Genomic DNA, 14,113 nt, shown 5'->3' on the forward strand with positions numbered 1-14,113 from the left:
AATTAGACTTTTTGTCGACAAAACAGGCTGAATGGTGCTTCCATGTCGGCAGCAAGGATGATGCACCGCTGAAAGCCGGCTGGTTGGTCTGTCGCCCGCCGCGCAAGGGCCCCGCCAAGCCGATCGGCCGACCGGAAGAGGATGAGATGCACATATGGGATACCGCCAGCCGCAACCGCGATGCCCGCCTGGCGCGGGCAGCACCGCTGGTCCGCGGCAAGGGCGTGGAAGCCGCCGATGCCGCGGCGCTGCTGGAGGCGGTGCTGGAGCCGGGTGATCGCGTCTGCCTGGAGGGCAACAACCAGAAACAGGCGGATTTCCTGGCCCGGGTGCTGGCCGGCCTTGACCCAGCCAGGGTCCACGATCTGCATATGGTTCAGTCGGTGCTGGCCCTGCCGCAGCATCTGGACGTGTTCGAACGTGGTGTTGCGTCCAGGCTCGACTTTTCCTTCTCCGGTCCGCAGGCCGGGCGGCTGGCGGCATTGCTGGCCGGCGGGCGTTTATCGATCGGTGCCATCCACACCTATCTGGAACTGTTCGGCCGCTATTTCACGGACCTGACGCCGCGCGTCTGCCTGGTGGCTGCGCAGGCGGCTGATGGTGACGGCAACCTCTATACCGGCCCCAATACGGAGGACACGCCCGTCATCGTTGAGGCGACCGCCTTCAAGCGCGGCATTGTCATCGCCCAGGTGAACGAACGGGTGGACAAGGTGGCCCGTGTCGACATTCCGGGCGATTGGGTCGATTTCGTCATCCAAAGCCCGACCCCGCATTATATCGAGCCGCTTTTCACCCGTGATCCCGCCCAGATATCGGAAATCCAGGTGCTGATGGCCATGATGGTCATCAAAGGCATCTATGCGGAATATGAGGTGAACAGCCTGAACCACGGCATCGGTTTCGACACCGCCGCCATCGAGCTGCTGCTGCCGACCTATGCAGAGCGTCTGGGCCTGAAAGGGAAGATTTGCCGGCACTGGGCCTTGAACCCCCATCCGGCCCTGATCCCGGCCATCGAGGCGGGCTTTGTCCGGTCGGTCCACAGTTTCGGGTCGGAACTGGGGATGGAGGAATATATCCGTGCCCGGCCGGATGTGTTCTTCACAGGCCCCGACGGGTCGATGCGGTCCAACCGCGCACTGTGCCAGGCGGCGGGCCATTATGCCTGCGACCTGTTCATCGGCTCCACCTTGCAGATCGATCTGGCCGGCAACAGTTCGACGGCCACGCTGGGCCGCATCGCGGGCTTCGGCGGTGCCCCCAACATGGGGGCCGACGCGCGCGGCCGTCGCCATGCCAGCCCGGCCTGGCTGAAGGCCGGGCGCCAGGCGCGCGCGGGTTCCGGCCGGATGCCGCGCGGCCAGAAGCTGGTCGTGCAGATGGTGGAGACCTTCCGCGAACATATGCAGCCGGCCTTCGTGGATACGCTGGACGCCTGGGAACTGGCCGAAACCGCCGGCATGGACCTGCCGCCGGTGATGATCTATGGCGAGGATGTCAGCCATATCGTGACGGAGGAAGGCATCGCGAACCTGCTGCTCTGCCGGGGGGAGGAGGAGCGGGAGCAGGCGATCCGCGGCGTGGCTGGCTATACCCCCGTGGGGCTGGCGCGGGACCGCCGCGCGGTGGAGAATTTGCGCGACCGCGGCATCATCCGCCGGCCGGAGGATATTGGCATCGACAAGCGCGAGGCGACGCGCGACCTGCTGGCGGCGCGCACCGTCAAGGATCTGGTCCGCGCGTCCGGTGGGCTCTACGACCCGCCCAAGCGTTTCCGCAACTGGTAAGGGGGAGCCGTATCATGGAAACCCTGGTTTTCGACTATCGCGACGGCGGGCCCGTCCCTGCCGGCAACCGCCCGCCGGCCCTCGTCGGCGTTGTCGGCTCCGGCAATCTGGAAATCCTGGTTGAAGCCGCAGACCTGTCCGGTGGTGCCCGGATCGAGGTGGTCACGGCCGCCGTCGGCTTCCGCCCCATCTGGCAGGCGGTGATGGATGATTTCTTCGCCCGCCATAAACCGGCCGATCTGCACATCTCGATCAATGATGTCGGTGCCACGCCGGCGGTGGTCAGCCTGCGGCTGGACCAGGCGATGGACGCCTTCAAGGCGGGGGAAACGCCATGAGCAGTTATTACGAGGCCAGCGCGCGGGAGCGGTTGCGGGGTGTCCTAGATGCCGGAAGCTTCCGTGAAATCCTGCCACCCTCGTCCCGCGTATCCAGCCCGCATCTGCATGCGCTGGACACGCCGGCCGCCTTCGATGACGGCGTCATCGTGGGCAAGGGCCTGCTGGACGGCCGGCCGGTGCTGGCCGCGGCACAGGAGGGCGGCTTCATGGGCGGTGCCGTGGGCGAGGTGCATGGCGCCAAGCTGACCGGCTTGCTGGAACGCGCGCTGGACGAAAGGCCGGCCACCGTGCTGCTGCTGGTGGAAAGCGGCGGGGTGCGGCTGCATGAGGCGAATGCCGGCCTGATCGCCATGTCGGAGATCATGCGCGCCATCCTGGCCGTGCGTGCCGCGGGCATTCCGGTGTTCGTGCTGGATGGCGGCCAGTTCGGCTGTTTCGGCGGCATGGGCATCGCCAGCCGCCTGTGTGATGCCATCGTGATGAGCGAGGAGGGGCGGCTGGGCCTTTCCGGCCCGGAAGTGATCGAAACCACCATGGGGGTGGAGGAGTTCGACAGCCGCGACCGCGCGCTGGTCTGGCGCACGGTCGGCGGCAAGCACCGTTATCTGCTGGGAGAGGCGGCGGCGATCGTGCCCGACGTCATCGCCGCCTTCCGCGATGCCGCCATCGCCCTGATCCGCGATGCCGCGGTGCCCGACCTGTCGCTGGCGGCGATGCAGGCGGAGCAGGAGAGGCTGGGCCGCCGGCTTGAACGGTTCGGGGCGTGCCGCGACGCCACCGACATCTGGGCGGCCCTTCGTATCGAGAACCCGGCCGGGCTTCCGCTGCTGGAAATCCCCGCCTTCCTGGCGGTCACGAAGGATCGGAGGGCGTGACGATGGAACCCGGACAATTGATCCGATCCCTGTTTCCCGACGGGGACGATATCATCTTCGATGGCGATTTCTTCGCCGGTGTCGGCCGCAACGGCGGACAGGACGTCGCCGTTCTGGGCACGCGGGGCGGGGTCTATATCGGTGTGGAACTGGCGCTGCGCATGGCGGGGATGGTGCTGGACGTGGTGCGCGACCATCCCGGCCGGCCGATCCTGCTGCTGGTCGATACCAAGGGCCAGCGGCCCAGCCGGCGGGATGAACTGCTGGGCATCAACGGCTATATGGCACACCTGGCAAAGTGCCTGGATCTGGCCCGCCGCAAGGGGCACCGAACCATCGGTCTGGTCTGGTCCGAAGCGGTCAGCGGCGGCTTCCTGGCCTCCTCCCTCCTGGCCGAGGCATGCTATGCGCTGCCGGGCGCGCAGGTGCGGGTGATGAACCTGCCCGCGATGTCCCGGGTCACCAAGATCCCGCTGGAGAGGCTGGAGGTCCTGTCGGCATCCAATCCCGTCTTCGCCCCTGGGGTGGAGAATTATCGGCGCATGGGCGCCATCCGTTCCTTCTGGCAGGGTGACCTTGCCAGATGCCTGGCGGATGCCCTGGCGGAACCGGCGGGACCCGATCGCCGCCGTGCCGACGGGCTGTTGCGGGAAGGCCGGCTGCTGGCGGCCGGGGTGGCGGATCGGGTGCGCCATGACCCCGTCTGACCCGCTTCCCGTCCGGCATGATTTCGTGCGGCTGGCGGCGGACTGGCCGGACGGGCTTCTGTCGGCCCTGGCGGGGCCGGAACAGACGCTTGTCGCCGGATGGGTGGCCGCCGGCCGGCCGCTGGTGGTGGCCCGCCGCCCGCCTGATGACGCCCCCGGCACGCTGCGGCTGGGTCTTGCCCTGCCGGACAAGCGACGGATCGGGCTGCACGTGCGCCGTGATGTCGTCACCGGCCGCAGGCCGCCCCCCCTGCTGACCGAGGTGCCGGTGCCACCATCCTGGCGGCCCCTGGTGGCAACCCTGTCGGCGGCCGCTGCCGGGGCCGGGTTGCCGGTGCGGGTCTATGGCTCCCTGGCCTGGCAGGCCCTGACCGGTCTGGACTATGTCCGCCCGGACCGGTCCGATATCGACCTGCTGTTCGCCCCGGCCGATGCGCGGGCCCTGGCGCGGCTGCCGGCCCTGTTGCGGCCGTTGGCCGGTCACCTTCATCCGCGGCTGGACGGGGAGATCGTGCTGCAAGGCGGGCTGGCCGTTTCCTGGCGGGAATGGCTGGGCGGCGGCCGCGTGCTGGTGAAGGCGCCCGACACCCTTTTTCTAGCCGATGTTTCGACCCTGACGGCGCAAATGCCGGGGAGGGTGGCGTGAGCCGTCCCTTCCGCACGCCCTGCCTGCCCGCCGGCGATGGCGGCGCCGGGCAGATCGGCCGTGCCGCCGTCAGGGCGTTGCATGCGGAGCTGGTGCTGGCGCCCAAGCCCGGACTGGTCAGTCCGCTGGACAATGGCAGTCATGCCGACATGGATATGGCCACATTCCTGCGCAGCCTGTCGGCGTTGCGCCCCTATTTCCGTGCCATCGCCGCGGCCGGGGGGGATGATGCGCCATTCGGGGATCTGGCGGCGCTGGGCCGCGACGCGGAACGCGACATGCTGGCCGCGACCGGCGGCGTCAACACCCATCGCGGCGCCATCTTCTGCATCGGCCTGCTGGCGGCGGCGTCCGGCCTGCGCCGGGCCCGGGGGTTGCGTCGATCGTTGGGGGATATCGTCCGCGAGCGCTGGGGCCGCGCCATCCTGGCGGCGGGGGAGGGCGCGCCCCCGTCCCATGGCAGCAGGGTTGCCGCCCGCCATGGCGCGCGCGGCGCGCGCGGGCAGGCGGCTGCCGGCTTTCCCATCCTTTATCGACAGGTCCTGCCGGCGCTGACGGACGGGCTGGCGGCGACCGGATCGGCGGATGCTGCCGGGGTCCAGGCGCTGTTCACCGCCATGACCTATCTGGAGGACACCAACCTGCTGCATCGGGGCGGGCCGGCGGGCCTGTCCTTCGTGCAGGGGGAGGCGGGCCGCTTCCTGGACCGGGGAGGCGTGCTTCGGGAGGACTGGCGCGATCAGGCGCTGGCCTTGCACCGGCGATGCGTGGCACGCTGGCTGTCGCCGGGCGGCAGTGCCGACATGCTGGCCGCCGTGTGGTTCCTCTGGTCGCAAGGGGACCGGCCCGATGGCATTATGGCGCGGTAGGTGATGGCATGGGTCTGGGTATCCTTTGTTCCGGGCAGGGGGGGCAGCATGCCGGCATGTTGGATGTGCTGGCCGGGGAGCCCGCCACCCAGCGGATATTCGACCGGGCGGCGGCGGCCGGCTGGGACGATCCGCGCCGGCTGGTGGCCGGCGACCCGGCGCGCCTGACCCGCAATCGGGTGGCCCAGCCGCTGCTCTGCCTTGTTCAGGCTGCGGCCTGGGCCGCTCTGGCGCCGCTGCTGCCCCCGCCGCTGGCCGTGGCCGGTTACAGCATCGGTGAACTGACGGCATATCACGTGGCCGGGGCCCTGGCGCTGGACCCGCTGCTGGCCTTGGCGTCGGCACGGGCTGGCGCGATGGATGCCGCAATGGCACGGACGGGGGAAGCCGGGGCGATGCTGGCCGTGCGCGGATTGGACCGGCCCACCCTGCTTTCGTTCGGGGGGGAGATCGCCATCGCCAACGGACCCGACCGCTATGTCATCGGCGGTACGGCCGGCCATGTCGCCCTGCTGCGCGACCGGCTGGAGGCGGCGGGCGCCGCGGTGACAGCCATCGCGGTCGATATCGCTTCCCATACCAGCATGATGGCGCCGGCCGTAGCACCTTTCCACGCCGCGCTGGCGGCTGCCCCTTTCACCGCGCCGCTTTGTCCGGTGCTGGCGGGCATCGACGGGGCGCCGGTTTTCCACCCCGATCGGGCGCGGGCCAGCCTGGCGTCGCAACTGGTGCGGACGGTGGAATGGGCGGCCTGTCTGGACGGGCTGCGGGAACGCGGCTGCACCCTGTTGCTGGAACTGGGACCGGGGGACGCGCTGTCGCGCATGGCGCAATCCCATCTTCCCGGCATGCCGGTGCGCGCGCTGGCCGATTTCCGCTCCCTGCGGGGGGCCGCCGCCTGGGTGGAACGGCAATCGACCTGAGGCGACCTGTGTGCCCCCATGGCGTTTTTCTGTTCGGTCGTGTCCCGAACCCGCTATTCTGGCCAACCATGCGTCCAGGGACAGACACCCATCATGACAGCCATCGAAGCCGATCCCGACCTTGCCGCCGACGCCCCGATGGAGGAGCGCGCCCTGCTGTCGGACATGATCCGCCAGACCTTGTCGGACGAGATCGCGACGGGCCGGCTGCGGCCGGGCACGGCGCTGGACGAACAGCAACTGGCCGACCGTTTCGGAACGTCCCGCACCCCCGTACGCGAGGCGCTGCGCCAGCTTTCCGTGACGGGCATGGTTGAGATACGCCCCCGGCGCGGCGTCTTCGTCACCGCCGTGACGTCGGAACAGATCATGGACATGTTCGAGACGATGGCGGAACTGGAGGCCATGTGCGTCCGTCTGGCCACCTATCGGATGACCCCGGCGGAGCGCAGCAAGCTGTACGACATGCACCATGCCTCCACAATCCTGATGCGTGATGGCGATGTCGCCGCCTATGATGCCTTCAACCGCAATTTCCACGAAACGATCTACGCCGCCACCCGCAACCAGTTCATGGCGTCCCAGACGGCCGCGGTGCGTTCCCGGCTGGCTGCCTTCCGCCGCACCCAGTTGCGGCGGGGCGACCGGCTGGTGCAGTCCCACGCCGAACATGGCGAGATCCTGCACGCCATGGCGCGCGGGGACGGGGAGGAGAGCGCGCGGTGCATGCGCGCCCATATGCTGAACGCCAGCCATGCGCTGATGGCCTATATCGCCGAATTGCGCCTGGGGTGACAGCGCAAGGCGGCCGGCCGGCGGCTTTCGGGTGAGGAGGCAAGGGGGGGGCTGAAGCCATGGGCGGGGCGTCTTTCCATCCGTGTTCGATCTGCTGGCCCTTGAACCGGAAGCCGATCCGACGCAAAACCCCTGAACTGTCTGCTGTGCCGTTCAGCCGGAGGAGAGATGTATCGTACCCGCCTGCCCGCCCTGCGTCGGCGCCTGTTGCCCTTTGCGATCGTGTCGGCCCTGCTGGTGCCGCCCGTGTCCCTGGTCGGGCCGGTGGCGGCGGACATTGCCGTCAGCCGGGAGGTCGGCCTGCCGCTGCAGGCGGCGCGCGCGGCCCTGGACGGGAAGCGGTACGACACGGCGCTGAGGGAGGTGGACAAGGCGCGTGCCGTCAAGACCATCACGGCGCAGGAAAAATGGGCCGTGGAGCAGATGCGGGCCGCCATTTACAAGGCCCAGGGCCGTTTCGACCTGGCCGCCAACGCCTTCGAGGCGGCAACCACGCTGGTTCCCCTGTCGGCCGCCGATCAGGCCGGCGCGCTGGAGACGCTGTCCCAGCTCTGGTATCGCGCCGGTAATTACGGAAAATCGGCCGGCTTCGGGGAAAAGGCGATGGCGGCGGGACGGCGCAGCGAGGCCTTCCGCCTGATGGTCGCCGAGGCCTATTACCGCGGCAAGGAGCCGGCGAAGGCGGCGGCCCTGGCACGATCCCTGGCCGAGGAACAGCGCAAGGCGGGACGCCGCCCGTCGCCGGAGGTTCTCCAACTCCTGGCCGCGTCGGAATTCGGCTCCGGCGACAATGAGGGCTATATCCGGACCCTGCGCCAGCAATTGCAAACCGATGACAGCAAGGAGAACTGGCTGCGCCTGTTCGACGCCATGGCCCGTGCCAAGCCGGTCCCGGAACGGCTGGAACTGGACTGGGCGCGCTTGAGGCTGGCGGCTGGCGCCTACGAACACCCGGATTCCTATACCGAGATGGCGCAGCGCGCCATGGTGGACGAACTGCCGGCCGAGGCGCTGGCCGTGCTGGACCAGGGGTGGAAGATGGGTATCCTGGGCCATGGCCCCAAGCTGGAGCGTCAGCAGCGCTTGCGTGATTACGCCACCCGGCAGGTGACGGCGCAGAAGGAGGGGCTGGCGGAACGGCAGCGCCAGGTGTTGGCCGGCAAGGATGCAAATGCCATGGCCAGGCTGGCCATGGCCCAGGCATCGCTGGGGCAATCGGATCAGGCCATCGCGCTGATGCAACAGGCGCTGAAGGGCAAGCTGCTGTCGCCCGCGCAGGTCCGGCTGCGGCTTGGCATGCTGCAATACCGGGCCGGGCAGACCCAGGCTGCCGCCCAGACCATGGCGTCCCTGCCCGCAGGCAGTGACGAGGCACGGCTTGGCAGCGTATGGGCGCTTTTGTACCAGCGGAATCGGAATTTCCAGTGATGGGCCAGACGGCGCTTCCATCCCGGCCGTAATCCTCTCCAAGCACATGTCCTGTCGGCTCATCCCTGTGGGTGCAGGGGCAAGGCTGACATCGGCGTGCCGTTGAACGGCGTCACCCTGCTGCCCGGCATGATCCTGTCCGACGAGCCCGGCTATGACCTGGCCGGCGCCTGTGGCATCCGGGTGGAAAATCTGGAACTGGGGGTGCGCGCCGCCATTCCGGGGGCCAGCCCATGCTGGGCTTCGAGACGCTGACCCTGTGCCCCATCGATCACCGCATGGTCGATCGCAACATCCTGCCGGGGGACGAGTGAGACTGGCTCAACACCTGCCATGCCCGCGTCCGGACCGAACTCTCCCCGCGGGTCGCCGGGGCTGATCTGGACTGGCTGCATCAGGCAACGGCGGCGATTTGATCGAAGGCGGCAAGGGCAAGGGTGGTGGCTTAAATCCGAAGGGTGGGGCGGCCCGTCACGGGTTGCGATGCAGTCCTTACCCTGGTGTGATCGGGTATCACACCATAAGAGACGGGGGGCCGCGACCATGCCCATTGATATTCACCTGCTGACCCCCATCACGACGCGGGGCTTGCGGGATACCGCCCCCTTCCAGGCCCTGCTGGGCGACGATATCCATCTGAGCCACAGCCTGCTCGATCGGGGGCCGGCATCGATCGAGTCCGAATTCGATGCTGCGATGGCCGTCCCCGACATCGTCGCCAAGGCGATATCGGCGGAGCGGGCGGGGGCCGCCGCCATCGTCATCGACTGCATGTCCGATCCCGGCCTGCGTGCCGCACGCGAGATGGTGGGCATCCCCGTATTGGGTCCGGCGGAAACGGCCATGCATGTCGCTGCCATGCTGGGTCACCGGTTCAGCCTGCTGACCGTGATGGACCGAGGACGGCCGGGCAAGGAGAACATGGCCCGGCTGAACGGGCTGGACCACCGGCTGGCGGGGGTGGAAGCCATCAATATTCCCGTCCTGTCCATCGAGGGGGCCAGGGATGAGGTCACGGCAGCGCTTGTGGCGGCGGCCCGCCGCACCGTGGAACGGGATCGTGCCGATACGATCATCCTGTGCTGCACAGGCTTCAGCGGCCTGGGTGTGGCCGTGGAAGCGGGGCTGCGCGATGCCGGCTATCCCGTCCCGGTGATTGAACCGGTGCCGACCACCCTGCTGATGGCTGCGGCCCTGGTCAGGGCCGGCCTGGCGCACAGCAAGCGGGCCTATCCGACCCCGCCCTTGAAGCCTATGATCGGATATGACTTCCTGGATGCTTCCGGCCGGTTGCCGGCGTGACGCCAGGGGCCGCCCTTTGCCGATGACAGGGCCGATGGAGAATGCGCGGGACATGACGGGCGAGGCGGAAGGGCGGTGGTGCCCGCCGCCGCATGCGATGCAGATGGTGCCGCGCCGGGGCCTGCTGTCCCGGCTGGATGCGGTGTCCGGCATGCGCATTCTGGATCTGTGCGCCCCGGCCGGATATGGCAAGACCCTGTTCGCGGCGCAACTGCATGACCGCTGGCAGTCCCGTGGCCTGCCTGTGGCCTGGCTGACGATCGACCCGGCGGATGCAGAGGCGGGGGCGCTGGAACAGGCGTTGGCCACGGCCCAGGAGAAGATAGGGGTGGTTCCGCCAGGCGGATCGGCGCTGCTGGTGCTGGACGGGCTGCATCTGCTGGAACCGGCGCGGCTGTCGCCCGTGCTGGAGGGGTTGGTGCGGCGGCTGCCGGCGCCGGTGCGGCTGGTCCTGACCGGGCGCGTCCCCGTTAAGGCAGGGCTGGCATCCCTGCGGGCCCGCGGGCTGGTGCTGGACCTGCGCCCTGCCGACCTGGGTTTCGACCGGGAGGAGATGCAATATCTGTTCAACCATGCCCTGGGGCCGGTGGAACAGCAGGAATTGGAGCAATTGACGGGCGGCTGGCCGGTGGCGGTGCAGTTCGCGCGCCGTTGGTGGCAAAGGCGCGGCGACCGCGCCCGCCTGTCGCATCTGGCCGATGCCCTGGCTGATGACACCGCCGATTACCTGGAAGAGGAGGTGTTCGCGCCGGTGGATGCCGCCCTGATGGCGGATGCCGTGCGTCTTTCGGTGATGGAAAGGCTGGGGCCCGAGCCCGTCCATCACCTGCTGGGACAGGATGAGAGCTGGTACAGGCTGCTGGATCACCCCGTGCTGGGGCCGTTCCTGCGGCCGCTGGCCGACGAGCAGCAGCATTTTGCGCTGCATCCGACCCTGGCCCTGGTGCTGCGCCGCTGTTTCCAGCGGCTGCCGCATGGTGAGCGGCTGGCGCTGCGCCGGCGGGCGGCTGCCTGGTGCCAGCGCCATGGGGATCTGATTGGTGCCGTCCGTCATGCCATGAAGGCCGGCGACGCCGATCTTGCGGCACAAGTGGTGGCCGCGGCGGGCGGCGCGCAAGAGATATGGATGCGTTTCGGCTATGGCGTCATCAAGGCGCTGGATGACATGCTGGACGCCGCGATCCTGGCCGCCTATCCGCGCATGAAGCTGCTGCACGCGCTGACCCTGCTGAAGACGGGCCGCCTGACGGAAGCCCGCAGCGCCTTCGAGGAGGCGCGCCGTGACACCCGCGACTTCACCGAGGAGCCGCGCGGCGGGGATTCCGGGTTGCTGCGCATCGATGCGCTGATCGTGGAATCGACCCTGCTGGTCAATGAATGCGAGGCCGTCGGCGATGGCCGGCTGGCCCTTTACGTCGATGCGGTCAACCGCACGGCGCGGCTGGGTCCCGGCGGGGGACGGCTGGTCATGGCCAGCGCCAAGACCGCCATCTGCATTTCCCGCGCCCAGCAGGGCCAGTTCGATGACGCGCTGGCCGCGTCGGCCGAGGCGATGGACCTGTATCGCCGCCTGGATTGCGTGCATGGCCAGTTCTACCATCACCTGCATCTGGCCGGCATCCACGGCGCCCGTGGACAGCCCCTGGCGGTGGAGGAGTCCATCGCTGCTGCCCAGGGTATCGCCAAGCGCCATCTGACCGACGATCCGGGCAAGGAAAAGCTGATCGCTGCCCTGTCGGCCGATATCGCCTATGAACGCGACCAGATCGCACTGGCGCACCGCCGGCTGCGACAGGTGGGCGACACGTTCAACGAGGAGGCCTGGTTCGACATCCTGGCCGCCATGCACGGCACATCCGCCATGGTGGCCCTGGCATCGGGCGGGGCTGATGCGGCGCTTGGCCGACTGGAAGCCGCGGCGGCGGAAGTGGCGCGGCGGCAATTGCCGTCCCTGCAGCGTTTCCTGGATGCGCTGCGTATCTCCTGCCTGGTGCTGGCCGGGCGGGGGGAGGACGCGCTGTCGCTTTACGGTCGTGTGGGCATGGCGCCGGACATGCTGGACAGCCTGGAACTCTGGCGGGAGCGGGAGGCGGTGCTGCTGGCCTATGGAAGGCTGGCAATGCTGCGGCGGGAACCGGAACGGGTGCTGGAGATGACGGCGGCGGTCATGCCCGGCCTGCGGCTGGCCGATAACAAGCGCTCCCTGATCCGGCTGGGCGCGCTGGCGGCCCTGGCGGCCGACGCGGCCGCGCAGCCGGATCAGGCGGCCGCCCACCTGCGGGAAACCCTGCTCCTGTCCGCCGATACCGGCTTCCGGCGCATCTTCCGGGAGGAGGGGGATGCCATGCTGGCGCTGCTGGAGCGGTTCGCCGCCACGGGCGGGGAGGGTGAGGGGCCCGCCGGCCGCCATGCCCGTGCCCTGCTGACCGACCTGACGGCACGGCCGGACGGGGACGGGGCGCTGGCGCTGTTGACCGGCGCCGAGCGAAAGGTGCTGGCGGAATTGCAGGCGGGACACCCGGACAAGGTGATCGCCCGCAATCTGAGCCTCACGCTCAATACCGTGAAGTTCCACGTCAAGAACATCTATGCCAAGCTGGGCGTGACCGGACGTGCCGGTCTGGCCGGCTTGCCGGGTACGGCCGGTTCCGTGCCGGTGGAACATGCCGGCGGGGTGTGACGCCCTACCCTTCATCTGTGTTCCATCCCACCCGCCCGGCCACTCCCGTTCCTACTCTCCGGTTGCTGCCATCCCACTCCCCCCCGGCTTTGCCTGCCGGCCGCTGCCTGGCTCATGCTGAACCCGTCGAACAATTCGGGGAACGCGCCCGGGGCGCGGATGCAGGGGAAACATGCGGATCGGCATCGATGTCGGCGGAACCAATACCGACGCCGTTCTTCTGGACGGAAGAACGATCCTGGCCTGGCACAAGGCGGGGACCACGGCGGATGTGAGCGGCGGCATCATCGATGCCATCACCGCCGTGATGGGTCAGGCGAAGGTTCCCGCCGACGCCATCGAGGCGGTGATGATTGGCACCACCCATTTCACCAATGCCGTGGTGGAGCGGGCGCATCTGCTGCCGGTTGGCATCATCCGCATCGCCCTGCCCGCGACGACGGGCCTGCCGCCGCTGGTCGGCTGGCCGGCCGATATCCGCGAGAAGATGCATGGCGCCACCGTGCTGGTCGGCGGGCTGGTGCAGTATGATGGTCGCGTCGACACGCCGCTGGACGAGGCGGCCATCCGTGCGGCTGCGCGGGATTTCCAGCGGCGTGGCCTGCGCAGCGTGGCCGTGTCCGCCGTCTTCTCCCCCGTGGCCGGCGCCATGGAGGAGCGGGCGGAGGCCATCCTGCGTGAGGAGATGCCCGGCGTGCGCGTGACCCTGTCCAGCCGCATCGGCCGGCTGGGCCTGCTGGAACGCGAGAATGCCGGCATCATGAATGCCAGCCTGGCCGATCTGGCGACGCAGGTCGTCAGTTCCTTCCGCGACGCGCTGGCCAGGCTGGACATCCAGGCGCCCTTCTTCGTCAGCCAGAATGACGGCACGCTGATGAGTGCCGACACCGTCGAGCAATATCCCGTCCTGACTTTTGCGTCGGGCCCCACCAACAGCATGCGGGGTGCCGCTTATCTCTGCGGCATCAAGGATGCGCTGGTGGTCGATATCGGTGGCACCACGTCGGATATCGGCATGCTGGTCAATGGTTTCCCGCGCGAGGCGGCGGTGACCGCCGATGTTGGCGGCGTGCGCACCAATTTCCGCATGCCCGACATCCTGGCCATCGGTCTGGGCGGCGGCAGTCTGGTGGCGGCGGACGGGGACGGGCTGGCCATCGGCCCGCGTTCCGTCGGGTTCCGCATCCGGGAACGGGCCCTGGTCTTCGGTGGCGACACGCTGACGGCCACCGACATCGCCGTTGCCGCCGGTTGTGCCGATATCGGCGATCGGGAGAAGGTGGCGCATCTGCCGGCCACGCTGGTGGCGGCCGGTGTCGATCATATCCACCGCCTGATCGAGGAAGGCGTGGACCGGGTCAAGACCAGCGCTGCCGCCCTGCCCTTGATCTTGGTGGGGGGCGGTGCCGTGCTGGTCTCCCGGCCAATTTCCGGCGTGTCGGAGGTGGTGGTCCCACCGCATGCCGGTGTGGCCAACGCCATCGGTGCCGCCGTGGCCCAGGTCGGCGGCGAGGTTGACCGTGTCTACCATTATGGCCGCATCGGCCGGGACGCGGCGCTGGAGCAGGCGCGGGCGGAAGCCATCGCCGCCGCCGCGTCGGCCGGCGCTGATCCAGCCACCATTGAGATCTTCGACCTGGAGGAACGGCCGCTCGCCTATGTGCCGGGCGGTGCGGTGCGCATCCGGGCCAAGGCCGTCGGGGCGCTGCGAACAGGCCGGCAATCATTGGCCTGAGACAGATCGCTCCTTTCATACA

Annotated in this window: 13 protein-coding genes and 1 pseudogene; all 14 read left to right on the forward strand. The window is 68.9% G+C overall.

All coding sequences use genetic code 11. The features are described 5' to 3' along the window. The first annotated feature begins 146 nt into the window (after nucleotides 1-146). The 14 genes and pseudogenes from mdcA (at nucleotide 147) to ABC728_RS05920 (ending at nucleotide 14,091) form a co-directional block, all read left to right on the forward strand. The gene (mdcA, locus tag ABC728_RS05855; RefSeq protein ID WP_416619195.1) at nucleotides 147-1,790 is read left to right on the forward strand and encodes a malonate decarboxylase subunit alpha; all 1,644 of its coding nucleotides are present in this window, start codon (nucleotides 147-149) and stop codon (nucleotides 1,788-1,790) included. Between the two features lie 14 nt (nucleotides 1,791-1,804). Beyond that, nucleotides 1,805-2,128: a malonate decarboxylase acyl carrier protein gene (gene mdcC / locus ABC728_RS05860; RefSeq protein ID WP_416619194.1), complete on the forward strand. Its 324-nt coding sequence runs from the start codon at nucleotides 1,805-1,807 to the stop codon at nucleotides 2,126-2,128. Then, nucleotides 2,125-3,006, forward strand: coding sequence for a biotin-independent malonate decarboxylase subunit beta (locus ABC728_RS05865; RefSeq protein ID WP_416619193.1), 882 nt, complete (start codon nucleotides 2,125-2,127; stop codon nucleotides 3,004-3,006). Before mdcC ends, ABC728_RS05865 begins: the two co-directional genes overlap by 4 nt. A 2-nt stretch (nucleotides 3,007-3,008) precedes the next feature. Beyond that, entirely contained in the window at nucleotides 3,009-3,713 is a 705-nt protein-coding gene (locus ABC728_RS05870) for a biotin-independent malonate decarboxylase subunit gamma (RefSeq protein WP_416619275.1), read from the forward strand. Next, nucleotides 3,700-4,359, forward strand: coding sequence for a malonate decarboxylase holo-[acyl-carrier-protein] synthase (gene mdcG / locus ABC728_RS05875; RefSeq protein WP_416619192.1), 660 nt, complete (start codon nucleotides 3,700-3,702; stop codon nucleotides 4,357-4,359). The genes ABC728_RS05870 and mdcG overlap by 14 nt, the downstream gene beginning before the upstream one ends. Then, the gene (gene mdcB, locus ABC728_RS05880; protein ID WP_416619191.1) at nucleotides 4,356-5,228 is read left to right on the forward strand and encodes a triphosphoribosyl-dephospho-CoA synthase MdcB; all 873 of its coding nucleotides are present in this window, start codon (nucleotides 4,356-4,358) and stop codon (nucleotides 5,226-5,228) included. The genes mdcG and mdcB overlap by 4 nt, the downstream gene beginning before the upstream one ends. A gap of 8 nt (nucleotides 5,229-5,236) precedes the next feature. Then, a complete protein-coding gene (locus ABC728_RS05885) occupies nucleotides 5,237-6,151 on the forward strand; it encodes an ACP S-malonyltransferase (protein ID WP_416619190.1) in 915 nt (304 codons plus the stop codon). A gap of 93 nt (nucleotides 6,152-6,244) precedes the next feature. After that, on the forward strand, nucleotides 6,245-6,946 hold the full coding sequence (locus ABC728_RS05890; RefSeq protein WP_416619189.1) for a GntR family transcriptional regulator: 702 nt from the start codon (nucleotides 6,245-6,247) through the stop codon (nucleotides 6,944-6,946). 168 nt (nucleotides 6,947-7,114) lie between these two features. Further along, a complete protein-coding gene (locus tag ABC728_RS05895) occupies nucleotides 7,115-8,374 on the forward strand; it encodes a hypothetical protein (protein ID WP_416619188.1) in 1,260 nt (419 codons plus the stop codon). Between the two features lie 96 nt (nucleotides 8,375-8,470). Further along, complete coding sequence (locus ABC728_RS05900; protein ID WP_416619187.1) at nucleotides 8,471-8,629, forward strand: hypothetical protein; 159 nt, start codon at nucleotides 8,471-8,473, stop codon at nucleotides 8,627-8,629. Nucleotides 8,630-8,652: 23 nt separating this feature from the next. Beyond that, a pseudogene (locus tag ABC728_RS05905) lies at nucleotides 8,653-8,790 on the forward strand (M24 family metallopeptidase C-terminal domain-containing protein). Between the two features lie 127 nt (nucleotides 8,791-8,917). After that, on the forward strand, nucleotides 8,918-9,676 hold the full coding sequence (locus tag ABC728_RS05910; RefSeq protein ID WP_416619186.1) for an aspartate/glutamate racemase family protein: 759 nt from the start codon (nucleotides 8,918-8,920) through the stop codon (nucleotides 9,674-9,676). A 22-nt stretch (nucleotides 9,677-9,698) separates the two neighbouring features. Continuing rightward, complete coding sequence (locus tag ABC728_RS05915) at nucleotides 9,699-12,356, forward strand: LuxR C-terminal-related transcriptional regulator (protein ID WP_416619185.1); 2,658 nt, start codon at nucleotides 9,699-9,701, stop codon at nucleotides 12,354-12,356. 172 nt (nucleotides 12,357-12,528) lie between these two features. Further along, nucleotides 12,529-14,091 carry a hydantoinase/oxoprolinase N-terminal domain-containing protein gene (locus ABC728_RS05920; protein WP_416619184.1) on the forward strand — a complete coding sequence of 521 codons (1,563 nt, stop codon included), beginning with the start codon at nucleotides 12,529-12,531 and terminating at the stop codon, nucleotides 14,089-14,091. Nucleotides 14,092-14,113: the final 22 nt, after the last annotated feature.

The sequence above is a fragment of the Niveispirillum fermenti genome, assembly GCF_052474395.1.